The 24,527-nt window shown below is 63.6% G+C and carries 19 protein-coding genes; 4 read left to right on the forward strand and 15 right to left on the reverse strand.

Annotated elements, in window-relative coordinates:
- The first annotated feature begins 11 nt into the window (after positions 1-11).
- The 4 genes from HGI47_RS12630 (at position 12) to HGI47_RS12645 (ending at position 7,939) form a co-directional block, all read left to right on the forward strand.
- Positions 12-2,891, forward strand: a complete 2,880-nt coding sequence (locus tag HGI47_RS12630) for an AAA family ATPase (RefSeq protein ID WP_168853130.1) — start codon at positions 12-14, stop codon at positions 2,889-2,891.
- Between the two features lie 179 nt (positions 2,892-3,070).
- Positions 3,071-4,195, forward strand: coding sequence for an McrC family protein (locus HGI47_RS12635; RefSeq protein ID WP_370521713.1), 1,125 nt, complete (start codon positions 3,071-3,073; stop codon positions 4,193-4,195).
- Between the two features lie 18 nt (positions 4,196-4,213).
- Positions 4,214-7,612 carry a TM0106 family RecB-like putative nuclease gene (locus HGI47_RS12640; RefSeq protein WP_168853132.1) on the forward strand — a complete coding sequence of 1,133 codons (3,399 nt, stop codon included), beginning with the start codon at positions 4,214-4,216 and terminating at the stop codon, positions 7,610-7,612.
- Between the two features lie 120 nt (positions 7,613-7,732).
- On the forward strand, positions 7,733-7,939 hold the full coding sequence (locus HGI47_RS12645; protein WP_168853133.1) for a hypothetical protein: 207 nt from the start codon (positions 7,733-7,735) through the stop codon (positions 7,937-7,939).
- A gap of 3 nt (positions 7,940-7,942) precedes the next feature.
- Here HGI47_RS12645 and HGI47_RS12650 read toward each other — a convergent pair whose 3' ends face one another.
- The 15 genes from HGI47_RS12650 to HGI47_RS12720 are packed head-to-tail and all read right to left on the reverse strand — an operon-like array spanning position 7,943 to position 24,521.
- Positions 7,943-10,645 carry a conjugal transfer protein TraG N-terminal domain-containing protein gene (locus tag HGI47_RS12650; RefSeq protein WP_168853134.1) on the reverse strand — a complete coding sequence of 901 codons (2,703 nt, stop codon included), beginning with the start codon at positions 10,643-10,645 and terminating at the stop codon, positions 7,943-7,945.
- A 13-nt stretch (positions 10,646-10,658) separates the two neighbouring features.
- Positions 10,659-12,095, reverse strand: coding sequence for a conjugal transfer protein TraH (locus HGI47_RS12655; RefSeq protein WP_168853135.1), 1,437 nt, complete (start codon positions 12,093-12,095; stop codon positions 10,659-10,661).
- Positions 12,085-12,849 carry a conjugal transfer protein TraF gene (locus tag HGI47_RS12660; protein ID WP_168853193.1) on the reverse strand — a complete coding sequence of 255 codons (765 nt, stop codon included), beginning with the start codon at positions 12,847-12,849 and terminating at the stop codon, positions 12,085-12,087. The genes HGI47_RS12655 and HGI47_RS12660 overlap by 11 nt, the downstream gene beginning before the upstream one ends.
- Positions 12,850-12,905: 56 nt before the next feature.
- The gene (locus HGI47_RS12665; protein ID WP_168853136.1) at positions 12,906-14,651 is read right to left on the reverse strand and encodes a conjugal transfer protein TraN; all 1,746 of its coding nucleotides are present in this window, start codon (positions 14,649-14,651) and stop codon (positions 12,906-12,908) included.
- Positions 14,648-15,403, reverse strand: a complete 756-nt coding sequence (locus HGI47_RS12670; RefSeq protein WP_168853137.1) for a type-F conjugative transfer system pilin assembly protein TrbC — start codon at positions 15,401-15,403, stop codon at positions 14,648-14,650. The genes HGI47_RS12665 and HGI47_RS12670 overlap by 4 nt, the downstream gene beginning before the upstream one ends.
- Positions 15,400-16,413 carry a conjugal transfer pilus assembly protein TraU gene (gene traU, locus HGI47_RS12675; protein WP_168853138.1) on the reverse strand — a complete coding sequence of 338 codons (1,014 nt, stop codon included), beginning with the start codon at positions 16,411-16,413 and terminating at the stop codon, positions 15,400-15,402. Before traU ends, HGI47_RS12670 begins: the two co-directional genes overlap by 4 nt.
- Positions 16,410-17,039 (reverse strand): type-F conjugative transfer system protein TraW, encoded by a 630-nt coding sequence (traW, locus tag HGI47_RS12680; RefSeq protein ID WP_168853139.1) that lies wholly within the window; start codon positions 17,037-17,039, stop codon positions 16,410-16,412. The genes traU and traW overlap by 4 nt, the downstream gene beginning before the upstream one ends.
- The gene (locus HGI47_RS12685) at positions 17,036-17,557 is read right to left on the reverse strand and encodes a S26 family signal peptidase (protein WP_168853140.1); all 522 of its coding nucleotides are present in this window, start codon (positions 17,555-17,557) and stop codon (positions 17,036-17,038) included. The genes traW and HGI47_RS12685 overlap by 4 nt, the downstream gene beginning before the upstream one ends.
- A complete protein-coding gene (locus tag HGI47_RS12690; protein ID WP_168853141.1) occupies positions 17,554-17,940 on the reverse strand; it encodes a TrbI F-type domain-containing protein in 387 nt (128 codons plus the stop codon). The genes HGI47_RS12685 and HGI47_RS12690 overlap by 4 nt, the downstream gene beginning before the upstream one ends.
- Entirely contained in the window at positions 17,933-18,334 is a 402-nt protein-coding gene (locus tag HGI47_RS12695) for a hypothetical protein (protein ID WP_168853142.1), read from the reverse strand. Before HGI47_RS12695 ends, HGI47_RS12690 begins: the two co-directional genes overlap by 8 nt.
- Complete coding sequence (gene traC / locus HGI47_RS12700) at positions 18,334-20,886, reverse strand: type IV secretion system protein TraC (RefSeq protein WP_168853143.1); 2,553 nt, start codon at positions 20,884-20,886, stop codon at positions 18,334-18,336. The genes HGI47_RS12695 and traC overlap by 1 nt, the downstream gene beginning before the upstream one ends.
- Positions 20,883-21,506, reverse strand: a complete 624-nt coding sequence (locus HGI47_RS12705) for a hypothetical protein (protein WP_240950165.1) — start codon at positions 21,504-21,506, stop codon at positions 20,883-20,885. Before HGI47_RS12705 ends, traC begins: the two co-directional genes overlap by 4 nt.
- Complete coding sequence (locus HGI47_RS12710) at positions 21,506-22,375, reverse strand: DsbC family protein (RefSeq protein ID WP_168853144.1); 870 nt, start codon at positions 22,373-22,375, stop codon at positions 21,506-21,508. Before HGI47_RS12710 ends, HGI47_RS12705 begins: the two co-directional genes overlap by 1 nt.
- Positions 22,372-23,715, reverse strand: a complete 1,344-nt coding sequence (locus tag HGI47_RS12715; RefSeq protein ID WP_168853145.1) for a TraB/VirB10 family protein — start codon at positions 23,713-23,715, stop codon at positions 22,372-22,374. The genes HGI47_RS12710 and HGI47_RS12715 overlap by 4 nt, the downstream gene beginning before the upstream one ends.
- Positions 23,715-24,521: a type-F conjugative transfer system secretin TraK gene (locus HGI47_RS12720; protein WP_168853146.1), complete on the reverse strand. Its 807-nt coding sequence runs from the start codon at positions 24,519-24,521 to the stop codon at positions 23,715-23,717. Before HGI47_RS12720 ends, HGI47_RS12715 begins: the two co-directional genes overlap by 1 nt.
- Positions 24,522-24,527: the final 6 nt, after the last annotated feature.

The following is a 24,527-nucleotide window of genomic DNA, read 5'->3' on the forward strand; positions in this document are numbered from 1 at the left end:
AGAAAGCACAGATGCAAGAAGCCGAATTTCGAGAGTGGATCGCGAAGAAGGGAGGTTCCCCCTCCACGCAAAACACGCGCGTGCAAGACGCGAAGCGCGTAGAAGCGCATTATGGCGACCTTGACGAAGCCTTCGACGCCGATGGTCTCGAAGGCATCAAGGGCGCGCTTGCCTATTCTAAGGCCGACGAACGTGCCGGTCGGGAAAACCCGGCTCGCTTTCCGATCGATGGCAATCTTTATGCGAACCTCTCGCACTATCGCTCGACGCTTAACGATTACGCTCAGTTCCGCTCAGGGACTGCGGGTGACGCATTCGACAGTGTCGATGCCGAAAAGCGCATCGCACTCTTTGATGATTCCAGAACGGTTCACTGGCCCATTCGCCAAACCAACCGGCAGTCGGGGGTCAAAGCGTTCCGGATCATGGGCGCCTCGAACAAAACTGAAGATGCCATTGAAACTGACGATATCCTGGCGGTGGCCCGGGCGCTGTTCAAAGAGCAGCGTCTGGTCCGGGTGCTGCGGTCCAACAACGGCCGGCGGCCTTATCTGGGATACGGCAAACAGAAACTGACTTCCTATGAAATCGACCCAGAAATTGCCCAAGCTCTGGGCATTCCCGCGAAGGGTTCAATTCACGGGAATGACCTGATCCTCGACGCCGCCGCGCTTGCGGACCTCAAGGCTCGTTTCCTGCGGACCTATCCCGATTTTGAACCGGAAGGATTTGCTGGCGCGACCTCGCAAGTCTTCAGGGATGTCATCAACTACAAGCGAGAGGCTGTCGCCAAGGTTGCGGCGCTCATGCAGTCCGAGCCGCCGCTGGCACCCGAGGCGCTGGGCGGCGCCTTGTTCGACATCCTGACGGGTATCGATCTTCCCGGTTGGCGGACCAACAACCGTCTCGCCGCCATTCGCCAGCAGCATCCGAATGTTCTCGAACTGGCAGCGGCCCAATTGGCCCGCTCAAGCGATGATGCGCCGGAGGCGGCCAAACAAATGGTCGACGCGATCTGGCCCGTCCTTCTGGAGGGCCAGGAGAAGAGCAAGCCCTACTCGGAGAGCCGCAATATCCCGTCGATGTTCCTGGCGCTGGTCAGACCGCGCGATGCCCTGGGCATCAACACCGACCCGCTCTCGAGGGCCTACAAGGCTTTGGTTCACAAGCCGCTGTTCGGCTGGAGCCCGCTGTCAGCCGAAGAATATGCCGAAGTGCTCCGCTTCGCGCACAAGCTCTACGAGGAAATGGTCGGTTGGGGATGGCAGCCCCGAGACCTGTGGGACGTCCAGAGCTTCCTCTGGGTCGTGAGCCAGGAAGACCAAGCTGCCGATGCAACGCAAGAAATTTCAGAAATGAGGCCATCCATGCCGACTGCAACCAACCTGATCCTTTACGGGCCTCCGGGAACGGGAAAGACCTATGCGACAGCCGCCGAGGCCGTGGAAATCTGCAACGGTCCAGGATCGGCGCAGCTTGGCCGCAAGGAACTGATGGATGTCTATCAGTCCCTGCATCGCAAGGGGCGCATCGGCTTTGTCACGTTTCACCAGTCCTTCTCCTACGAAGAGTTCGTCGAAGGACTGAGGCCCGTCACGGGCGAGGAGAGCGACGATGGTCCGGCCAGTGGCGGGTTCAGCCTGAAGCCCCACGACGGCATCTTCAAGCAGATTGCCAATCTTGCCTCTGAAAACCGTGGCCATGCGGTCAACGCCGAGAAACCACTGCTCGATCGAAGCCAGAAGATCTTCAAGATGTCGCTCGGACGAAGCTGGGCGGCGGAAGATGACGCGATCTTCCAGGACGCAATCCGCGATGGGTACATAGTCCTGGGATATGGCGGCGACGTCGATTGGTCCGATTCCCGCTTCGACAAATGGGAAGCGATCAAGGAACGATGGCGTGAGGATCACCCTGAAGCGACCGGCAACGATCCCAACATGTCCCAGATGTACGCCTTCAGAATCAACATGGAAGTCGGCTCGTTGGTCGTTGTGTCGGACGGCAACAGGAAATTCCGGGCGATTGGCGAGGTCACCGGGGGGTATCGTTTTGTTCCCGGCCCCAACGGCGAATATAACCATCGCCGATCGGTCAAATGGCTGTGGCACTCCGATGAGAGCCTCCCGCGCGAACGCATTTACGGGAAGACCTTCAGCCAGGTTTCCGTCTACCAGCTGAACAATCGCTATATCGACTGGGACGCGCTGGAACAGATCGTCACCTCGGGTGGAGATGCGGTGGCCACCACGGGTGTACCCGAGCCCTACGTGCTCATCATCGATGAGATCAACCGCGCGAATATTTCCAAGGTTTTCGGCGAACTCATCACCTTGCTGGAACCGGACAAGCGGATCGGGGAAGAGAACGAGCTTCGCGTGAAATTGCCCTACTCGGGTGAGATTTTCGGAGTTCCGTCGAACCTCCACATTATCGGCACGATGAATACGGCGGATCGCTCCATCGCCTTGCTGGACACCGCTCTGCGCCGGCGCTTCACATTCCGCGAGCTCATGCCTGACACTGAGGCCCTGCCTGAAAATGTCGATGGCATTGCGCTCAGAAATCTCCTTGCCTCTCTTAACGAGCGCATCGAGTACCTCTTCGACCGGGAACACCAGATCGGGCACGCCTATTTCATGGGATGTGCGACCCGGTCAGACGTCGATGAGTGCATGCGGCACAAGGTTATCCCGCTCCTCGCCGAGTATTTCTATGAGGACTGGTCCAAAGTCGCTGCCGTGCTTGGCGACACGACCGGTGAGCGTTTCTTGGAACGGCGGGAGTTGAGGGCCCCCAACGGCCTCGACTCCGATGGCGATGCTCCAGCTCGTTGGCGCTGGCAGGTCCGGCAGCCGTTTGCAGATGATGCCTACAAGGGCCTTGCGTGATCCGGCGATCACTCCTCGAATGGCAATCGCTCGCTTATGGCGATGGTGAGGAATGCATCCCCGCATGGGCAGCAGACAGGCTTGTCGCCGTTGCGCGTCGATCCCCCCTAGCCGGCAAGAATGGCAAGGGAATCCTGGAGCATGGACGGCATGCTCTTGGAGCTCGTCAGGTGGTGGGCGTGATTGTCGCTGATGGGTGTGCGCTGGAAATCCTGCCCAAGATCGATGCCAAGCCTTCAGAGAGCGATCCTGACAATCGCGGCTACTTGCGGGATCGCCTGGTGCATATGCTGGCCGTCGCGCTCGATCTGGAGATCGACAGCGGCACAATGACTTCGCTTGGGTCTCAACGCGACACTTTGCTCGAAGTCCTGATCGGGCTGTTTTCCCGAAAGCTCGCCGACGCCCTGCGTCAGGGCATGCCGCGTCGCTACATGGCCTGCGAGGATGAATTGCCCGCGCTTCGCGGCCGACTTGATGTTGCGCGGCAGTTTACGCGGCTCGCCGCTTCGCCGCAGCGTCTCGCTTGCCGTTTCGACGAGCTGTCGCCTGACACTCCGCTCAATCAGATCATGAAAGCCGCTGTTTCCCGGTTGCTGCGCGTTTCGAACAATGCGAACAACCAGCGCAGGCTGGCCGAGCTGGGCTTCGCCTATGCCGACATTGCCGATGTTCCGGTAAGCGGATTGCGCTGGGACGACGTGCATCTTGATCGGACCAACGCGCGCTGGAAGGAGCTGATCACGCTAGCCCGGCTGCTCCTGGGCGACCGGTTCCAGACGAGTTCGATGGGCCGGCAGGACGGCTTCTCGCTTCTTTTTGAGATGAACACGCTGTTCGAGGAGTATGTGGGGCGCCTGCTCAAGCGCGCGCTCTCGGGCACAGGATTTAGCGTCAGCCTTCAAGGCGGACGTCTCTTTTGCCTCGAGAATGAGACCGATGGCCGCCAGGTGTTTCAGACCAGGCCCGATATTCTGGTGAAGCGTGGCAATGAGGTCGTGCAGATCATCGATACCAAGTGGAAGCGGATTTCCTCCCGGATCGACGATCCCAAGCAGGGGGTCTCCCAGGCCGACGTCTATCAGATGATGGCCTATGGGCAGATCTACCACTGCAACAGCCTCAGCCTGCTCTATCCGCATCACTTCGCGCTGGCTGACCGCCCTGGCACTTTGGCGTCGCACCGGATCGGCGCAGATCAGGCCCGGCTCCACACGATGAGCGTCGAACTCGGCTCCCGGCAAGCCGTCATCCAACAATTGCGGCAGCTCACGCTCGAGCTTGCCGAAACTGAAGCGTGCTGAGTTTTCGGGGGCATTATCGTGCAAATTCAAAATGGAACGCCGCGCCTCAGCGCTACCGATCTGGTGGGATATCTCAACTGCCGGCACTTGACCCAGTTGGAGCATGCGACAGCGCGCGGTGAGCTCTCGCGTCCGAAATTCTTCGATCCCGCGCTCGAGGCGCTCTGGGAGCGCGGCAAGCAGCACGAACTGGCCTATGTGGAGCATCTGCGCGCCCAAGGCCTTTCATGCGTCGTGGTTGAAGGCGTGGACGTCAGCGACGAGGCCGTCGCTCAAACAATCGCCGCCATGCGGGCGGGCGTTGACGTGATCGTCCAGGGCGCGCTGCGAGGCGGATCCTGGGCCGGCCGTGCCGACATTCTGCAGCGCGTCGATACGCCAAGCGACCTTGGCGATTGGTCCTATGAAGCTGCTGACACCAAGCTCGCCCGGGATACGAAAGGCGGCACGGTCCTTCAGCTCTGTCTCTACTCCGAGCTCATTGGTGAAGTGCAAGGCACCATGCCGGTCTTCGCCAGCGTCATCCCGCCCTGGACCGACTTTGAACCGGAGCGGTATCGGCTTGCCGATTTCGCCGCCTATCATCGTCAGGTGAAGCAGGGGCTGCTTGGTGCTATCGGAACTGAGCAGCTCGGACAGACCTACCCGGAGCCGACTTCAAACTGCGACATCTGCAATTGGAGCGCGCGCTGCGACAAGCAGCGCCGGGATGACGATCACCTGTGCCTCGTCGCGGGCATCTCCTCGATGCAGATTGCCGAGCTCAAGGATCACGGCGTCACCACGGCAACGGCGCTGGCAGAACTGCCGCTGCCCCTGCATTGGAAACCGGAGCGCGGCTCGAAAGAATCCCTGACCCGCGTTCGCGAGCAGGCCAGGATCCAGCTCGAATCCAGAGCCAGCGGCGAACTGCGCTATGAACTTCTGGCGCCGGTGGCAGGTTTCGGTCTCAACTGCCTGCCCGAGCCTTGCGAGGGCGATATCTTTCTCGACTTCGAGGGAGATTCCTTCGTCGGCCAGCATGGGTTGGAATATCTCCTGGGTTTCCACTTTCGTGAGAAGGGCGAGCCACAATACCGCGGGCTCTGGGCGCTAGACCGCGCTGGCGAGAAGGCGGCCTTTGAGACATTCATCGATTTCGTGCTCGAGCGGAGGAAGGTCTTCCCGCAGCTCCACGTCTACCACTATGGCGGGTACGAGCCGGGCGCGCTGAAGCGGCTGATGGGGCGATATGGCACGCGCGAAGACGAACTGGATTCACTGCTGCGTGGTCTCGTGTTCGTCGATTTGCTGGGCGTGGTCCGCCATTCGCTGCGTGCGGGCGTCGAGAGCTATTCCATCAAGAAGCTCGAGCCGCTTTACGGCTATGATCGCGACGCCAGCCTTCCCGATGCCAACCTGGCGCTTAACCGGCTGCAGGTGAGCCTCGAACTGAACGACGCGGCGGGAATTCTGCCGGAGGATAAGCAAACCGTCGAAGCCTACAACCGCGACGACTGTGTCTCGACCGAGGCTCTGCGCGATTGGCTGGAGGCCGAACGCAGCAAGCTCATCGATCGAGGCATCGAGTTGACGAGACCGGAGCCAGGTGAAAGCGGACCGAGCGAAGGCCTTTCCGAATGGCTGGAGCGGATCACGCCGCTAATTGAGCAGCTGACTGTCGATGTCCCGGTCGATCCGGAAGAGCGTACCTCCGAGCAGCATGCGCGCTGGCTTCTTGCCAACCTTCTCGAGTGGCATCGCCGCGAGGAAAAGGCGACCTGGTGGGAATATTTCCGCCTCTGTGATCTGTCCGCGGAGGAGCTCCTCGATGAGCGGGCAGGTCTCGCTGGCCTCACCTACCTTGAAACGGTTGGTGGCACAGCCAAGTGCCCGATCGACCGCTACACCTTCCCGGTGCAGGAAGCCGATATCCGCGCGGGCAAAGGGCTGCGGACGCAGGGTGGTCAGACGCTGGGCACCGTTGAGGATATCTCGAGGGAACAGCGCACCATCGACATCAAGAAGGCCTCGGCGATGGCGGACGAACATCCGGCCGCGGTCTTTGTGCATGAGCATGTTCCGTCGAAACCGATGCAGGAATCGCTGGTCCGACTGGCTACCCATGTGTGCGAGCATGGCATGGACGAGGGAGAAACCTACCAGGCAGCGCGCGACATGCTGATGCGCGTGGCGCCGCGCATTGCAGACGGCAGCGCCGTGCGACGTGACGGTGAAAAGCCCCTTGATGCGGGCGTGCGCATCGCCCCGCTCATCTCAGCAGGCGTGTTGCCGATCCAGGGACCTCCGGGCACCGGCAAGACCCACACCGGCGGGCACATGATTTGCGAGCTCGTCCGGCAGGGCAAAAAGGTGGGGATCGTGGCCAATGGCCATGAGGTGATCCGCAACCTCTTGAACAAGGTCATTGAGGTCGCCGAGGAGACCGATACCCCGCTGGTCTGCATCCAAAAGCCGAAAGGCGGGTCCAAGGAAGACGCGACCGACCGGCTCCGGTTCGCAAAGAAAAACAATGCCGAGATCTTCGCCGCGCTCAAAGCCGATTGTAGCGTCGCAGGCGGTACCGCCTGGCTGTGGTCGACGGAGGATGCGTTTGAAAGTCTCGACGTTCTCTTTGTCGACGAGGCGGCACAGATGTCCCTGGCGAATGTGCTTGCCGTTTCGCAGGCGGCGAAAGCGCTGGTTCTGCTCGGAGACCCGCAGCAGCTCGACCAGCCCATGCAAGGCAGCCATCCGGACGGCACCGGTTGCTCTGCGCTCGACCATTTGCTTTCAGGCAAGCAAACCATTGGACCCGACGAAGGCCTGTTTCTCGACGTCACCTGGCGACTGCATCCGGATATCTGTGCGTTCACATCCGAGCTGTTTTACGAGAGCAAGCTTGGAGCGAAGGCGGAAGCGGCCGGGCAGCGGGTAAACGCCAAGGGCATCGCCAATGGCACGGGTCTGAGGTTTCTGCCCGTCGAGCATTCCGGCAATCAGAATTGCTCGTCCGAAGAGGCTGACGTTATCGCCGAACTGGTCTCCGACATACTGGCACAGGGTGCGACCTGGATTGATCGCGAGGGGAACGAAAAGCCGCTCGGGATCGCTGACATACTGATCATCGCCCCGTACAATGCGCAGGTGTTCGAGATCCAACGCCGGCTCCCCCAGGCGCGGGTCGGGACGGTGGACAAATTCCAGGGCCAAGAGGCGCCAATTTCGATCTATTCGCTCGCCAGCTCCTCGCATGCCGATGCGCCGCGGGGGATGGAGTTTCTTTACAGCCTGAACCGATTGAACGTTGCGACTTCACGCGCGAAATGCGTCACGATCCTTGTCGGCTCTCCGCAAGTTTTCGAGGCCGAATGCCGCACGCCTCGTCAGATGCAACTCGCGAATGCCTTCTGTCGGTATCTTGAACTCAGTTCATGAAACTGCCGCCGAACATCGCTTGGCACCCATGATTTTGTGTGTCAGAATCGCTGCATTAAGCCCGGATTTCTGGGATAATGCAGCGATTTTGGAGCAGCCTGCCTGCTGAATAGGTGCCCTATGTTGAAGTCATCCGACGACCCGGTTGCGACCAAGGACTGGAAGGGTCTCAAAGAGATCGACCGGGCCATCGCGGAAAATCGCCTGACAGCGTATACGTGGCAGAAGACCTGGGCCGATCCTTGGGGCCGAGCCAAGATGATCACGGTTTTTGCTCTGCTGGCTGCGTTCTTAATCTACCTCGTCGTTGATGAGCTAATCCTCTAAAATCTACCACTCCTTCACCTCGTCTGCGGCCTCTTCTGAAGCGCCCTTGGCCGCTCGAGTGGTAGCGTCAAGATTGCTCCTGGATTGACCGATCCGGCCTCGGCCTCGCGCCTGTGCCGCCCGGACTTCTTCGCCGATCCCCGAGGTGTCAGGAGCCGCACCAAGACTGCCTGGTCCACCGCCGCCACTGGGTCCATGCGCGCGGACGCTACCTTGGCTTGTAACGGCAGGGCGGCTGACCGGTGCGAACTCGGGCAGCGTCAATTGCCCCTCAATGTCATCATGCAGCCGGTCGGCATAGGTCTCCACGAACCGCGCCTGGAGCTGCTGGCCCTGTGCGCTCATCTGGAAATTGATGTCGTCGAAGCGGACTGGGCCGTAATAGTCGCGGTTCGCTTCAAGCTCCGCCATACCCCATTCCCGATAGGCCTGGCTGAGATTGAGCGAACCAGCAGCGTTCGCGCCCTCGTACCAGGAGGCCTGGTTCTCGAGCCGGCTCGCCAGTTCTTCGGCGCGGCGTGCTTCGACAGAGTAGGTCTGTGCTTCGGTCAACGAGCGGCTGAGACCCGCAGCGCTGGTCGAGACCTGCGAACTCGAATTTGAGCTCGTCTGACGCAGGAATCCTTCGCGCGTGCTCGACCAGTTTCGCGTGTCCGAAAGCTGCTGCAAGGTCCCGGTAATCCGGTTGCGATCCTCAGACGCAATGCCGACGTCGCTGTCGGTCCAAGACTTGTTTCGCCCCCCACTGGCTTTCGCGCCAAGCTCAACTGGCCCAAGGCTTCCTCCAACGCCAGCGCTAGCCTGGCCATTAAGGAACCACGACACTGTGATGTCGTCGGCAGCCCGGCGCGACAGGCCGAACTGGCGCTGCAGGGTGGTGGAGGCGTTGTCGACCTCGCTGAATGCCGTACCGATGCTGTCGTTGCTGCCGGTGCCGCTGACCGTCTCCGAAGACCGTCCCTGGCTGTAAGCATTGCGGATCTCGTTGAACCGGGTGACAGCCGAGCTGGTCGATTGCTGGGCAAGGTTCGAATAGGTCTCGCTCTGGCCGCGGCTCTGGCTCGCCATCGTCGAGAGCCTGCTCGTGAAATCCTGCCCGAGCGTGGGCGTGAACGGGTACTGCGAATTCGGCACGGTCGCGAATTCCGCCTCACCGAAGCTCGTCGTCTGAGTGCCCACATCGCTGAATCCGCGCGTCTGCGGGGCGCCGTAGGAGATGCTCGGATTGAGCGCCCCTTGGGCAAACTGGCGTGAGAAGACCGTCGAATTGTCGAGATTGCTGTTGCCGAGCGAGACATTCCCGGTGCTCGCCTCGCGCGCCGCTTCCTCTGCCGCATTCTGCGAGGGGTTGAGGTAGGAAGTTGCCTGCCCGGAAATCGCGAGCGCGCCCTTGGCCACGCCGCCTGCGAGGAACGGAACCGAGGCGACGAGATAGCCAGCCAGAAGCCCGACATCGCGGTTGACGTCAGTCATGCCTGCGAAGGTCGCAAGCGAGAGCCCGGTGCCTGCTCCAGCTGCCGCAACATCGCTCGCGCCCTTGAACATCAGGATCATGTGCAGGATCACGAAGAGCGGACCCCATGCAGCGAGGTAGAAGAACCCGGTGATGTAGCCGCGCAGCGCGACAGGGCCGGTCTTGGGCATCAGGAACAGCGGAAAGATGACCGGGAACATCGCGTAGAAAACGACGGTCAGCACGACATTGAGGATCGGCACCCACTTCATCGCGTTCTCCGCGATCGAGGCATAGGTCCGCTCCGTCTGAATGTCGGCGCGGGTCTGGGCGAAGACATCGATGCTCGAGGTGCCGCTCGCGCCCGCGAACCCGTGCATGGCCTGGTTCATCGCGTTGATCGTCAGAACCTGCCGGAAGATGTCGCTAGCGTTCTTCGATACCCCCGAGAGATACTGGTAGGCGACCGGCAAGTCGGCGAGCAGCTTGGTCTTGGCGAGCGCCGCGGTCTGGCGCGGATAAAGCTGCCGCCCGGCGCTGAGCGCCATAGAATCGATCAGCCCCGCCCATTGGTTCGAGAGCGCAGTGTAGGCGTCACGGCAGGTGACGATCGAGGCGGTCACGCTGTCATCGGCTTGGCGGGTCACAAACTTCTGGGCGCGCGCCGCACTGCCGGGCGCAATCGTGGTCCAGACGTCATCGCTCTCAGCCAACTGCTTCATCGAGTAGCGGCCAAGCAGCAGGTCGTAGAACACGCATTGCCGGACATGCTCGTCGAGATTGGCGGCAAATTCGGGATCGGAAATGCGCAGGGAGCGCGTCGCTTCCATCAGCCGAGCGCCATAGATCATTCCGTTCTTCGAGTAGTTGAGATCATCGGGCAGGCCAAAGACGAGCTCGGCCGAGCGGGTGAGATAATCGCCGACCTGGCTCGTAAAACTCGCCATGAGCGCGAGGCCGAGCGGCACGTTGGCGACGTTTGCAGGCGCAAGGCTCGGGTTGACCCGGTCGGTCACATGGACGTCCATGCGCGGCACCATCAGGCACATGTAAATGAGCGTCGCGCCGAGGAACCAGTTGAGCCAGGCCCGCCAGTCCTGGTTGAAGGCAAGCACGATGACCGCCAGTGCCAGCCCCATGACCATGGTCACCTGGATCAGGCTCTTGTAGCCACCCGCGCCCGTCCAGTTGGCGACGGCATTGAGGACATTGACGATGTACTCGCCGCCGCCGACCGTGAAGATCTCGATCATGACTTGTCTCGCCTTAGGGGACGATGGAACGGGACTGGAGCGCGCGCGACCAGTCGAGCGATGCCGCCATCGAGGGCGACATCGAGGCGGCCAGCATGTTCTCGATCATCGCCGTCTTCTCGATGATCTGCATGATGGCAGAGACCTTGGCTTGCCCTGTCGCCTGGCGCTGCGCGAGGCTCGAGCGGACGTCCGCGACTTGCGAACGCCAGATGGCGAGCTTGGCTTCGTCGGCTGCGATAAAGCTCGCCATCGAGCGGCCGGCCTCGGACACGATCCGGTCGAGCACCGCGTAGAGCAGGTCGATGCTGGTGATCTCGGCGAGCGTGTCGCGATCATCGGTCGCCATGCCCCGGCCATAGGCGGCCTGGACCGTCAGGATCTTGTAAAGCGGAACCGAAGCGACCTGGAGCAGCTCCTTCTCGGCATCGCCAATCGCGGTGTCCGAGCGGATCGCGGTCACCATGCTGCCGATCAGCGCAGCCACCCGCGGCCGGATTGCCTTGGCGGAGCTGAGGCTCATGTCCCGGAACGTCGGATTGAGGCACTGGTCCGGCTCGTCGCAGGAAAAGACCCGGACGGTCTGGCCTTGCGTCCCATCGAGCAGCGCGGTCACCAGGGTCGAGGATGCATCGCCCGCAAACGGCACGAACTTGCCCGGCTCATCGTCCTTGGGCGGGACGTAGATGACCGTGCCGATCAGTGTCATCGCATATTCGGCGAGCTCGCGGTCGAATGTCCCGTTGGACGTGAAGAAGGCTGACTTCTTGAGGACGTGCCAGGTGTAGTTGCGCGCCACGGCCGGGTTCACGTCGGCATAGCTTGCACCTGCCCCGGAGTTGGTCGAGCTTCGCTGCCCGCGCGTGCCGCAGCCGTGCTTGGCCGCCGCATAGTCGGTGAAAATGCCCTCGCTGTTGCCGATCGCCTCGCAGATCGCCTTGTCGGCCAGATCGCCCTTGGGCCAGATCCCGCCGACCAGCCCTTGCGCCATCTCGCAGGAGTTGATCGACAGGTTGTTCATGAGCTGCGCCTTCTGCGCAAACTCCTGCATGATCTTCGAACATTCAGGGCAGACCGTGTCGATCGCCAGGCTGAAGGCAAAGCCCACGGCATTGTTCGCAACCGCCTTGAGGAGCGCGACCATCTCGCTCGCGTTGATAAAGCTGAAGCTGCCGGCGAAGATATCAATCCCGCCGCAGCCGGCCCGCGCTTTGGGCAGCTGGAGATTGGCGATGTTGGTTGTCTTTTGCGGGAAGCGCGTCCAGACGTTGCCGAGGCTGTAATAGCCCGCCGACTGGCCCTGAAAGGCGCTCGGTCCTGTAACATTAGCGGCTCCGCCCATCTCGTTCATGAAGCGGTCCATGCTGTCGCCGACATTGGCGTGGAGAGGCGTTGCAACGAGGCTCGTGGCGGCAAGTGTAAGCGCCGCTGTACGCAGCTTAGAAATCATGGCCGGCTTCCTTTGAAGTCAGGAGAAAGATGCGGTCCTGCAGTTCGTCGGCCGACAGGACGCCGTAGCCGATCGGGATCGCGCGCCCCGCTTCGCTGTCCCACAGGACCAGCGCCGGGGTGATCTTGGGCTCCAGCCCCATGCGCGGGCGCTGCCCGTTCTCGACGGTGTATTGCGGGAAATGACGCGAAGGACCGCCGTCGGTCGAAATAGCCCGGACCGTCAGGTGCCAGCGATCGGCGACCGCCTTGACGATCGGGCTCATGACTTCGCAGGCACCGCAGGTTTGAGCGAAGAAATAGAACAGACCGTAGCGGTCACCGAGGTGCGCCATGATCGTGTCACGCTCGGCGGCGCGGGCGTCCTGCCATTGTCGCTTGGCCAGCGTGCCGACCGGGCGCTCGAGCGTGTAGTCAAGCTCGGGCTCCTGCCAGATCGCGCGCTGCCAGACGTCGGAAAACAGTGAGGCCCGATCAAGCTGCTCACGCTGGAAACGGATGTAGGCGGTCACGTTCTGAGGCGTCGGCTCGATGATCGCACGGGCCTTCAATTCGCGTAGCTCGGCCGTGACGGCTTCCAGCTGGGCCGTTGCCGACTGCGTCTGAGGCGTCGATCCCTGCTCGCGCGGTTCGGCCCGCTTGGGCCGCACGCAGTAGAACCAGTACCCGAGACGCCGCTCACCGCAGTAGAAGGCATCGGCCTCGCCGGCGGTCACGGCTTGATCCGAGCCATGGTCCTGGGCGACGAGCGGCATTGGCGGGACGACCAGCGCAGCCGTGAGGGCGGCGGTCACAAAGGTACGAAGCGCGCTCACTGGCTGCTCCTTTCATAATAGTCGCGGATTTTTTGCTGGATCAGTTCAGAGGTCTGCAGCTCGTCGGGGAGGCGCGCAGCGTCAGTGAACTCGGCGTAAACCTCGGAGAAATCCATGCGGGAGAGGTCGAGGCGGGCGAACTCGTCGAGCGTGAAGCCCAGGCACTGCTCGGTCTTGGGTTTGGCCCAGGGCTTGGGCAGCTGCGCGCGGCCCTGCTCCTGCAGGATGCGGGTCAGCTTGGATTCAAAGCAGCAGTAAACCTTCTTCTTGGTCAGACAGACGCCAAGGAAGCTCGAAGAGCAGTAGGTTCCGACATAGGCGCACAGGCCCTGCGCATCGCGTTGATGAAGAAGAATTTCCTCGCGACCGCAGCCGAGCGCGACCAGGAGCTGGATGCCCGGGATGAGCGGGAAGCCCTTGCCCTTGCAGCAGTTGAGCACGCCGAAAACCTTGGAGGAGCAGGTCTCGCGCTCGCCCTTGAACAGGGTCATGGTCCCAGGATCGAATTCGCGCCGCGCCTGGTCCATCGCGCTCAAGGCGACGACCGCGTCCTTGAATTCGTCGTTGGCTTCACGCTGGATTGTCTCGCACGAGCCGTCGATGCAGTAGACGTCGCCATCGCAGACATATTGCTGGCCAGAACTCTCACTCGGTGGCACCGGGCACTCGTAGACGCGCTCGGCGGTCGAGCAGGGACTGTCACCCGTCAGGCAATCCTCGCGCACGAAATGGCAGCTGCCGTTCGCCTCGAGCTCGCTGCAATCATTGCCGGCGATCCTGGCTGAGCAGGTGTAATTGCGCTGCCAGGCCCAACATGGCTGGGTCACTGGCACGCCATCGACGATCCGGGTGACGGGATCGCTGTCGGTGCAGACCTCGCTGTCCTGCGAGCAATTGGCATCGCCCGCAAAACCCGAGCACTGGCTCTCATTGCGCTGGGTCGTCACCACGGTTTCGGTGGTCGTGGTGTAAGGCGTGGCGCCCTCGACCGGGGCGGTGCAGCTCACCAAGTCGACACGTAAGTCGCCGTAATTGCAGCCCCAGTAGATCCCGAAATAAGGATCGCAGAGGTTGATCGGCCAGGACTGAGTAACCGTGCACTGCGGCGCCGGATAATGGCTGCAAGCGTAGATGCTGGCGGGATCGACCCCGCTGCCGCCGACGCAGTAATAGCCATAGATTTGTCGTGGGGCCGCGCTGGCCTCCAGCGTGATCGGACAGGATGCGGACTTCTGCTCGGCCGTATAACCGGTGTTGCAGGTCGCCATGTAAGTGCCGACCGAGCCGGTGCCCGGCGGCAGCGGGACGCAATTGCCCTTCGAGCCGGACACCGACATGCCGCTGGTGTAGTCGAGCGGAGTTTCGCTGATCTCGCCCGATCGCGCGAGGATGCTCTTGATTTCCTGGGGTGAGAAGCGCGCCCGATTGTTCATCGAGTCCTCGATCGTGCGGATGGCCGTGTTGCCAGTGGCTGTACTGCGCGCCGCTCCCTCGATCCGGTCCGGATGGGCGGCCAGATCTTCCAGACTCTGCGTCCCGGCGGGGTTGAAACCGGGAACGCGCGAGGCATCGGGCGATGTCGTCGCCGCACCCTTCACCTGGTCGATCACCGCATTGCCGAACGCCTTGCCGTCAGCCTTCGCATCAGCAGTCGTCGGACCTGATTGGGATTGGGCTCTGGCGGACTGAACCGCGCCTGCCGATAGCAGCCCGGCGCAGAGCAGCGTCAGGATTGTTCTCATCGATCCTCTCCTTCCTCGAGGCGGGCAAGATGAAGGCGCGCCAGCGCGGCGCCGGGGCCGGCACCGTCCTTGAAGGTTTCGAGGACCTGCCCGACCGTCACATTGCCGGTCAGCCGGTCGTGAGGCGGCGGAACGTCCTGGCAATCAAAGCCATCGCAAGGAGCGAAGTCGCTCCCCACCATGACAAAGCTCGGTGCGGCCTCGATGTGGAAGGCGCGGAACAGGCGCGGGTCGATGCCGAGTGCCTGCGGAGCATCCTCGCCTTGCCAGATCTCGGTCAGGAGCGCCTTGAACCGCGCAGAATCGCCGGATGGAAAGCCCCGCAGCACCGTCACGCCGCCGGCGCGGCCCATGTCGCGCACCAAGGCCTTCAAGGCCTCGGGCGGCATCGACAGGCTGGCAAAGGCGATGAAGCGCGGGCTCTCGCCAAGCGGCGCTTTTTCCGCCTCGGCCCGCTCGCGAACCATCGCATCGAAATCGAGGACGTCCGTGCTTTTCCACGTAGGTGGCAGGCTGTCGGCATAGCGCGCACCCGCGGATTGGGCCTGGCCCTGGGTTTGGAGCGCGTCATCGTGCAGCGCTTCGGCCCGCCCGCGGACTGTCGCCGCCAGGGCGGCTGCGTCCTCGGCATGCTCTGCCGAGCGGGCGCGAATGGCCTCGAGGTCGATGCCGTCGGGTGCACTCTGGGCAAGCGCGAGGCCCGCGAGGGGAACGGCCAGTCCCAGCGGGATGAGAAGGAGTTTCCGGTTCATAGTGCGCAGCAGTTCCGCTTGCGCCAGACGAGGTAGCCCATGTCCTCGCCGATCGCGGGGATGACCTGTCCGGCCGATTGAAAGGTGGTGGCGGCACCGATCGGGGGGCAGGCATAGCGCCCCTTGGTCGCCGGGTTCGGATTGGTGGCCTGGAAGCGGTATTGCTGCTTGCGCATCACCGGCATCAGGTATTTGCCGCAGAGTCCCTTGCTGCCCATCGTGCCCCAGGCAACGAGCTCGCGGTGGAGCTTGTAGGCAAAGCGCGAGAGCACGAGCCGCGAAGCCTGGACATGCCCGATCGAGGCCGAGACGTTGCCGTTCATCGGGTACATCGAGCCCTGGCAGCCAGCACACCAGAACATTTCGTCAACCGGCAGGTGGACTGTCGAGGACACGCAATCGGCAGCGCAGGCGGCGAGCGCGAGCGGGTTGGCGAACAGGACCGCCTCGGGATTGATGATCGCGGTGAGTTCGCTGTCCTGCCAGAGCGGATCGATCTCGGAGATGTAGAGAATGTCGATCGAGCCCGATTCCAGGCACAGGAAATCGGTGATGATCTCCATCCAGTAGATCAGCGGATAGGCATACCAGTGGACGTGCCAGCTCGAGTAATTCTGGCTTGCCCCACCGATCGCCGATGGCCCCTTGATCGAGCGAAAACCGATATCGAAGCCGGGATCGAGCTTCATCCCGCCCAGGTTGACGAAGCACCAGGGCTTCATGCTGACGTCGGCAAGTCGGACCGGCTCCCAGAAGCCCATGGCGATGCCCGGCCGCAAACCGCAAAGGCACAGCGGCAGGGTCGGGTTGGAAGGATCTGGACGGCTCGACGGCCAGATCTTGAGGCCCCCGACCGAGATCGGAAACAGGCAGGACCAGCAGATGTCAGTGATCGGGTTGACGAAGCTGCCGGTGCAGCGGCCGGGGCCCGCATCTGCACTGGCTGGACTGGCCAGCATCAGGCCCAGCGCTCCGAGCGCAGCCGCTACCAGACGACGAAGATGTGTCATGGGCGGACTCCTTGACGGGGTGGAAGGACGATCTCGCTGACTTCGAGTGCGCGGCCTTGCTGGCGCACCCGCGCCGGCACCGCCCCGATCCCGAAGTGGCGGATGAGTTTGCCGCCCTGGTCGAAGTAAAAGCGCCGCTGCCGTGCCTTCATCAGCTCGAGCGGAGCGCCTTTGGTGAGGATGAGCTTCGCAGCCCTAGACTGGCTCAGCGCCCAGGCGAGCTGCTCGGGATCATCGCCGTCGAAGAACAGGAGCTCGGCGCGCAGCGGCACGCTATCGAGTGGGTTCACTCGCGTGCCGCGGACATGAATGAGCTCGCCCTTGGCGCCCCGAATATCGGTCTCGAGCGTGATCGTCGGATCAAAGTTCCAGCGGCGGGCCGCGCTCGCGCGGATAAGTCCGGCGACCAGCTCAGGCCGATTGACCCGGGCCGCCGTGCGCCGCTGCAGTTCCTGGTTGAGCCGCTTGGTCTCGCCCGACTTTTCCATGGCGGCGAGCCGCGTATGGATCTGCTCAAGGAGATCTCGCTCGATCACCGGGAAGACCGCGCCTTGCTGGCCATAGTCACGAGCCTCGGCCGCAGGGACGCAGGCGAGGCAGAGTGGAAGGAAAAGCGCGCGCCTCACAGGATCGACCTCCCACTGCCAAGAATGTGGCCACGGCAGGCAAAGCCCACTTCGGCGTAGCGGCTGTCGAAGCCGCGCGGATGGTCGCTCCCGACATAGAAGCAGTTCCGCGGGATGACGCCTTCGGGTCCGGGGCTGAGCTTGAGCCCGAGCCGGGTTTTCGTCAGACGCGCGCCGACCTTGCGCCCGTTGACCAGGACCTCGGCGCCCTCGTGGCTCACCACGTCGCCCGGCAGGCCGAGCACGCGCTTGCCGAAAAGGTGCGGACCTTTCCCGAAATGCCTCTCGAGCATCGGCGAGGCTGGCGGCTCGAAGAAGATCAGGCTGCCGCGCGAGATCGGCGCCGACTTGTCGAGCCAGAAGGCCCAGTTGGGCAGGCTCGGGCTCGCATTGATGAGGAAAGCATGATCCTCACCAAAAGCGGCGATCGGCGCCCAGGCAAACGGCAGGGCGACAATCCCGGTAAGGAGCAACGGACGCCGGACCCGGCGCAGCGTGCGCGCGAGAAGATCCGTCATGGCCGCTTCTCCCGGCCAAACTTGGCGGCAACGCGCTGTTCGAGTTCAGCTGTGGCATCGGGGACATCACCGGCCAGTACCGCTTCGGCGACCAGCACCACCCGGCCATTGCTGCCCATCTCGCGCACAGCGGCCTCGGCGGCTTGCAGGTAGGCCAGCGTCCGTGCCTGCCCATCCTCGGGCGCCTTGCCGCTGCGCGCTTCGGCATCGACAAAGCGCGCGATCGTTTCAGACAGGCGCACGGTGACGATTTGCTCACGGGGACGCGCCACTTCGCGACTGACCCAGGCGCCCCAGAGAAGGAGGCAGACCGCGAGGAGAACCGCTCCCAGACGCAGCACCAGTGTGCGATTGAAGGGCTGTAGGATGCTCGTGTCAGCCATTGTCGGTCTCGCCATTGTCGGTCTCTTGGGAAGCAGGCGAAGCGAGCGCCATTTCGAGGCGCTTCAAAAACCGCGGCGCGCGCGCGAGCAGCACTCCGAGCGAGGTCGCGAGGAACACGCCCTGGAGGTCCTGCGAGAAGGCGATCCGCCCGATTGCGTCCGCCTCGCGGTAGTGGTCGGCGAGATTGGCAAGCTGCGCGAACAGCAGCCCCAGATCCCAGCCAGCGAGGAACAGGAACGCAAAGAGCGGCAGCCCGAGCACAATCAGCAGGCTCGAGACAGCAAAGCGCGAGGCTTCGATGAGGACGAAACATGTCCCCTGCAGAAACGGCAGCAAACGCTGCGGCGGCGACCACACTCCGATGTGGTCAAAGGGCGTCTGGTGGAAGGCCATCAGCGCTCTCCTTGGCTGAGGCCCGCAACCTTGCGGATCGCATCGGCGAGCGGCATGCCGCGGGCCTCGAGCGCCTGGATCGCGGCGTAAGTGTCGGGGTCGGACGAGAAGATCGTCGCCGAGAGCGGGTCGAGCACCAGACGGCCGATCGCCTCGGTCTCTGGCCCCTTGATGAAAATCTCGGAGTATTCCGCGCCCGAGCGCTTCAGCGACCGGATCAGGGTCTCGGTGCGATCGTCCATGTCGAGCCGGGCGCTCTGCCGGAAATCGGCAATCGTCTCGGCCTTCTGCTGGAGGATCAGCATCCAGTCGCTGTTCTCGAGCGCGGCGCGGGCGCCGTCCGACTTGTAGTAGTCGTTCAATGACTGGGTGGCGGTCGCGAGCGCTCCGCCATATTTGCGCGCGGTGCGGGCATAGGTCTCGACGAACTCGCCCATCGAGCCGCCCCGCAGCATCGACCAGGCCTCGTCGATCAGCAGCAGCTTGCGCGTTGCCCGCGACGTGCGCGTCATGGCCTGGCCGGTCATGAACATGATCGCCGAGAGGACGACGCTTCTGAGCTCCTCGCGGCTCGCAAGGTCGCTCATCTCGAAGACGGTGAAATCATCGTCGAGCGCGAAGCTGGCCTGCCCTGAAAAGAACCCGCCGTAGCTACCGCCCCGGCAATAGGGGGCGATCGCGGTCGCGAGATTGACGCCGAGTTCACCGCCGCCCTGTTCAAGGGCCGCCGCGATATCGTCGATGCTGCCGCCGCTACCGAGCGTGTCCCAGACCGTCGTTACCGCCCGGTCGATGAGGCCGCGCTCGGTATCGCTTGGCTTGTCATCGTGCCGCGCCATCTGGCCGATGATGGCTTTGATCATGGCAAAGCAGTCGAGACGATAGTCTTCATCGCTTGCAGCCCGGGCATCGTCGACCATCGAGAAGGGGTTGAGCGAGAAGCCTGCTGCCAGCGTGAACTCGACGAAACGGCCGCCCTGGAGTTTGACCGAGTGCTCAAACGAGCGGCCATCGTCGATCACGACGACTTTAGCGCCCGCGCCGCGTAGGGCCGCGCAAAGCTCCTGGAGCAGGACCGACTTGCCCGACCCCGACTTGCCACAGATCGCGATGTTGTGGTTGCCGGCCCCGTTCTCGAACGGCGACCACCAGAAGGGCTGACCGCGGCGGCCGACAAGCAGGAGGTGCGGCACGGCGCGGCCGAGATATTCGCCCTGCATCGGCGCGATATTGGCCGCCGTCGTCGAAAGCATCGTGCGCATGCGCTTCAGGCGCAGCATGTCGTCCGCCAGCCCATCGGCGAGGCTCAAGGGGAAGGATGCGACCAGGCCCTGGAGCTGGAGAAATCGCTCGTCGGCGAGATCCCAGCCTGCAGCCTTGAAGATCGCCTTGATCACCCGCTCGTGTGCATCGCCTTGGCCAAGCGGCGAATAGCTGGTGAGCCCGTAGAACAGCTTCACCAGCTTCTTGCCAGCCTGCAGCTCGTTTTGGACATGCCGCCACTCGGCCGACTGGTCGGCAAGCTTGGGGAGGAAACGCGCGCTTTTAGTTTGGCTCAGGCTCGTGGTGCGCATGAACTTGTAGCCCGCGCGCGCCGACGCCGCCTCCTGGTCGGGATAGACGAGGCAAAGCATGGTCGCGGTCGGACAGGGAAACCGCAGCTTGTCGGTGAACATGTCGCCGATGAGGCGCGCGCATTCCCAAGGCGCCCAGCGTTCGGGGAACGCGCGCACGGCAAAGTGGCGCAGATCGAAGCTGTCGGGCAGGCATTCGCCGACTTCGGGATGGCCAGCGCGGTCGCGGCCGATCTCGCGGAACCGCTCGGTTCGCAGCACCATGCGGTCGTCCTCGACCTCGAGCTCGATGTCGCTGCGGATCGCCTGGACATCGATCTGCTCAAGCGGATTCCAGCTTTCACGCTCGGGTTCGCGCGCCGTGGTCGGCGACGTCAGCTCGTCGATCAGCCCGATCAGCGCCGAGGGCCGCAACGCTTGGGCTTCGAGGCCCAGCGAATGGATGAGTCCCAGGAGCCCCTCGCGACATTCGGCGAGTTCGGCATCAGTGACATGCGCGCTGTCGGGTACGCCCAAGGAGACGATCAGACGGCTACTGCGCACGTGGAAGGGCGCGTGCGCGGAACCGCTCTCCCAGACGAGATCATAGAACCGCGCGATCCGTTCGCGCGCGATCGCCTCGTAGATTCCGCCCTGTTCGTAGCGGGGTGCGAACCACGGCGAGACCACTTGGCCGATGCGCGGGCTCGCGAAATTGAGCACCTGCAGGCAGGCGCCCTGGGGCAGCCCTTCGGAGAAGAACTGACCCAGGATTTCGCCGGTGCGCTCATCAGCACCGATGAGCGGCGTCACCTCGAGGATGAAGCCCTTGGAGCGGGCATTGCGGTAAAGCCCGGCGCTCTCGTCGAAGACTCGGTACGGGAGCCAGTCCGAGAGCATGTCGAGGCCGAAGCTCATGCGCGGCTTTTCCGCCGAGGCCGTGTCCGCAAACAGCGACCCCATCAGCGCATCGCGCGCGCTGGCAAGCGAGAGAGTCATGGCTGTTGACCTTTCTGAGGAGCGGGCTCCTCATGGTGTGCATCTGGGTGGGGGACCCGAGCCGGGAGGGAGGCAGTCCCGGGTCCCCCGGCCGGCGCGTGCTGCAAGGGGGCAGTGAGCACGTCCGGCAAGGCGGTGGTGGCAGGATCGGCAAGAAGATCGGCGGGGGAGACGATCGGGCGCGGCGGCTCCACTGCGCTCTCGGGATGACGAGCGGCGCTCACCGCACGGGCGAGTGCCCGAGCAACTTCGCGGCGGCTCGCCGGATCCTGAAACTGGCTGGCCGCGCTCGTCGGCAGCGGCACCTCCACGACCCGCGCTTCATGCGTCCGCCCATCTGCGTCGCGATAGGGCGCAAGCACGACGCGCAGCCGTCCTTCGGATATCTGCGGCAGGACGCGCGCCGAGGGTAGCCTGGTCGCTTCGGGCGCTTTGCCGGAAGCCTGAGTGGCCGCGTCATCGATGACCGAGGTCGGCGCGCAATTGCCCTCCGGTGCCCGGCACGAGAAGCTCCCCTTGACGTTGCCGCCCAGCACCGCGCAGCCGCTAGTGGCTACAGCGAGGGCGGCGAGCGCCGCAAAGCGCAGCGGTGCGAGGGTAAATCTGTTGGGCCTGCCCATCACTTGCCTCCCTTGTTCGGAGTGAGGCCAAGGAAGCGGCGGATTTCGCTCGCCGGGCGATAGCCCTGCAGAACCGCGCCATCGCTCGCCCGCACCAGGACCGGCGTGCCGTTGAAGCCATTCGCCTTGGCGAAAGCCTCGTTTGCATCGAGGCCCTTGGGCTTGCAGCCCAGTCGCGCCTTCGGCACCTCACCGGCGTAGGCGGCGTGGAGCGCGGCGGCCGGATCGGACGCGCAGAGGACGGCCTCAGACAGCGCTCGGCTCTTGGCGCCGAAGATCGAGATCGGCCGTTCTTCGACCTGGACGCCCGCTTTGGCGAGTTCGCCGGTCAGGCGCTGGCAATAGCCGCAGTGGAAGTCCGAAAAGACCACGACCTTGGGACCTGTCGGATTGCCCCAACGCACGGCGCCATCGGCGGGCAGCTTGGCAAGATCGACCTTGGCCGAGGCCGCGTTCGCCGGTTCTTCGTCCTGCGCCTTGCTCTCGCCGCCCGCGCGTGCTGCACCGGCGGCGATGAGGTCAGGGTTGAGCTCGAGCAGTCGCGCTGCCGTCACATCACGGCGCGTCTCCATGTCGTAGAGCCGCCCGACCAGGAGGTAACGGGCAGAGCCATCGACGTAGAACAACGTGCTCCCCGACACGACTTCGCACAGCCCGCCGAAACCCTCGCAAGTGAGCGCGTCGATCGGGGTCTTGGGAAGGCGTGCCTTGAGTGCGGCTCGCACAGCGCTCAAGGTGTCACTCGCCTGGGCCGGAGCAGAGGTCACTGCTGCGAGACCGAGGCTGACAACGGCGAAGGCCGTAGTGAGGGCAAGCGCTGCCGTAGCGGCGCGGGCTTTGAAGCCCGGCCGGAAATCCGTGTAATTCATTTCGTGTTGCTCCTGACGTGAACGCCGTCGAGAAAGACGATCTCGACCTCGATGCCGGTCGGCATCTCGACGACGGGTTGGTATTGTTCGGCGCGTTCGATGAGGTATTTGCTCACCGTGTCGGCGGCCTCGCCGGCGCCCTGGCCGATGCCGCCTGTTACAATGTCGGTCGGCGAGAGCGCCTGACGCTTGCCGTCGGCCCCGATCTGGCCGGTGAAGACGCCATTGGCATTGGCGGAAAAACCCCGGCCAAAGCCGCCGACGATCCCAGCAAGCAGCGCCTGGCCAACAAGGCTGCCTTCGCGGCTAACGACGCGGCCACGCACGCCCGACTTGCCGGCAAAGCTGATGAAGCCTTTGACCTCGCTCACCGCGTAGCGGCCGCCCGGCTGCGCGCAGGTCATGCGTGCGAGCTTCACGTAGACCTTCTCACTACTGAGATCGCCGCGGGCCGCGCCGTTGACGAGGCAACCGGTGATGTCGGTAGTCAGCACCTTGCCGCGCCGCATGACCGAGCGTGCCGGGCCGGTAATCCGCAGCACCACCGGGAGTGGATCGGTCTGGCTGGCAACACCGGTCGAGGCGTCGACACCGACAATGACCCGAGCCGGCGCATAGCTGTTAGGCGGCAGATAATCGGGGCTGTCCTGCAACAGGAGCTGCGAGGCGGCGGTGTCGCCGGCGGGCTTCTTGGGTCCGGCTCCGCCGGTCTCAAAGCTCATCAGGCTGACCTTGGCGTCCGCTGCCGGGCCGTCGGCACCTTGCCGGTTTGCTCCTGGGGTCGGGATGCCAACACCCGGATTGACACCAGGACCATAGGCTGGTGGCGGAATGACTGGAGTAGCCGGCGCGCGCGAGGCCTGGTCGAGCTGCGCTTTCAAGGCCGCGTTTTCTGCCGAGATCGCATCGATCGCGTGCTGGCCGTCGGTGCGCATCTGCGCATTTTCGGTCTTGAGCGCGGCGAGCTGCTGTTCGAGCTCGGGGCGCGACACCTGGCCTTCCTTGAGCGCCTTGATCTCCCGGTCCTGTGCATCGGCCCGGTTGCCGTAGGTCGCGACGAACTCGCGTTCGGACAGGTTGCGATTAACGAGCCCTCCGGTGTCGATCGACACCGCCTCGCCGGAAGCACCCGAACCTTTGCCTTTGTCGCCGCTGAACAGGAACGTCGCGCCGCCGATGAGGGCTAGGGCGCCAACACCAATCAGCAAAGCCTTCTGGCGCTGGGCGATCTGGCGATTGAGGTTACGGCGTCCGACTTCGCGCCGGCTTTCCGGAGTGGCGGCCACCTGGCTGTTGTCGGCGGCGGGTTCAGCGCCCGTCCGTTCGGTTTCGTGTGCCATTACTCGAGCCCTCCCTTGCGGAAGACAAGGAAGGCGCTGGTCGTCTCGCCGGGACGCAGCGCATCGCGGGCATAGGCAAAGGCGATTGTTCCGGCCGGGCCCTCACGGTCGGCCGCGAGGTCGAGCGGCTCCTTGCCAAGGTTGCGCAGGACAAGGCGCTGACCGACGAGCTCGGCGCCGGAGTATTCCGCGACCAGCTGGACCTCGATCCCTCCGGTTTTGCGGGGGAGCCCCAGTTCGGCGCGGGCCGTAAAGCCGGGAAGCACCGCATCCCCCGCCATGGCTTCGATCAGGCGGATCGCGGTCTCATCGGGACCTGCCGCCTGCTCCCAGTCTTCGGCGTCATGGGTCTTCAGCGCCGGGTTGGTGACGAAGATCTGGCTCGCCTCTTGGGCGGCCGTCCGGCACGCGAATTTGTAGACGTAGCCCGCCTTGCTCGTCGCGAAGAAGCTGACCCGGTCGGCGGCAAACTGCGGCGGCACCGAAATGTAGATGTCGCCGCGGACCGGCTCATGGGTCACGGTGAAATCGTTGTAGGGATAGGCGCTGGCGATCTTCGAGACGTTGGCAAAGCCATCGCCCACCAGCGCGATGCGCGTCAGCTCGCTGCGCGAGAGCACGCAGTCGATCTTGGCGTTGTCGGCAGCTTCGACGAACTGATCGGCGAAGGCCGGCGACGCGCTGAACGCGAGGGCGCACAGGGCGGCGCCGAGCGCCTTGAAACCGGTGTCGATACGGCGAGTGACGCCTATTCCGAAACAGGCGAGACCGGCGCCAAGCGCGGTCGTTGGGGTAAGATAGCTCATGGCTGT

Source organism: Novosphingobium sp. ERN07 (assembly GCF_012641335.1).
GTDB lineage: Bacteria > Pseudomonadota > Alphaproteobacteria > Sphingomonadales > Sphingomonadaceae > Novosphingobium.

Bases quoted from the DNA above. Each gene is read 5' to 3' on its own strand.
- HGI47_RS12630 (WP_168853130.1), top strand. From the start codon at position 12: ATGCAAGAAGCCGAATTTCGAGAGTGGATCGCGAAGAAGGGAGGTTCC.
- HGI47_RS12645 (WP_168853133.1), top strand. From the start codon at position 7,733: ATGTTGAAGTCATCCGACGACCCGGTTGCGACCAAGGACTGGAAGGGT.
- HGI47_RS12650 (WP_168853134.1), bottom strand. From the start codon at position 10,645: ATGATCGAGATCTTCACGGTCGGCGGCGGCGAGTACATCGTCAATGTC.
- HGI47_RS12655 (WP_168853135.1), bottom strand. From the start codon at position 12,095: ATGATTTCTAAGCTGCGTACAGCGGCGCTTACACTTGCCGCCACGAGC.
- HGI47_RS12660 (WP_168853193.1), bottom strand. From the start codon at position 12,849: ATGCCGCTCGTCGCCCAGGACCATGGCTCGGATCAAGCCGTGACCGCC.
- HGI47_RS12665 (WP_168853136.1), bottom strand. From the start codon at position 14,651: ATGAGAACAATCCTGACGCTGCTCTGCGCCGGGCTGCTATCGGCAGGC.
- HGI47_RS12670 (WP_168853137.1), bottom strand. From the start codon at position 15,403: ATGAACCGGAAACTCCTTCTCATCCCGCTGGGACTGGCCGTTCCCCTC.
- traU (WP_168853138.1), bottom strand. From the start codon at position 16,413: ATGACACATCTTCGTCGTCTGGTAGCGGCTGCGCTCGGAGCGCTGGGC.
- HGI47_RS12685 (WP_168853140.1), bottom strand. From the start codon at position 17,557: ATGACGGATCTTCTCGCGCGCACGCTGCGCCGGGTCCGGCGTCCGTTG.
- HGI47_RS12690 (WP_168853141.1), bottom strand. From the start codon at position 17,940: ATGGCTGACACGAGCATCCTACAGCCCTTCAATCGCACACTGGTGCTG.
- HGI47_RS12695 (WP_168853142.1), bottom strand. From the start codon at position 18,334: ATGGCCTTCCACCAGACGCCCTTTGACCACATCGGAGTGTGGTCGCCG.
- traC (WP_168853143.1), bottom strand. From the start codon at position 20,886: ATGACTCTCTCGCTTGCCAGCGCGCGCGATGCGCTGATGGGGTCGCTG.
- HGI47_RS12705 (WP_240950165.1), bottom strand. From the start codon at position 21,506: ATGGGCAGGCCCAACAGATTTACCCTCGCACCGCTGCGCTTTGCGGCG.
- HGI47_RS12710 (WP_168853144.1), bottom strand. From the start codon at position 22,375: ATGAATTACACGGATTTCCGGCCGGGCTTCAAAGCCCGCGCCGCTACG.
- HGI47_RS12715 (WP_168853145.1), bottom strand. From the start codon at position 23,715: ATGGCACACGAAACCGAACGGACGGGCGCTGAACCCGCCGCCGACAAC.
- HGI47_RS12720 (WP_168853146.1), bottom strand. From the start codon at position 24,521: ATGAGCTATCTTACCCCAACGACCGCGCTTGGCGCCGGTCTCGCCTGT.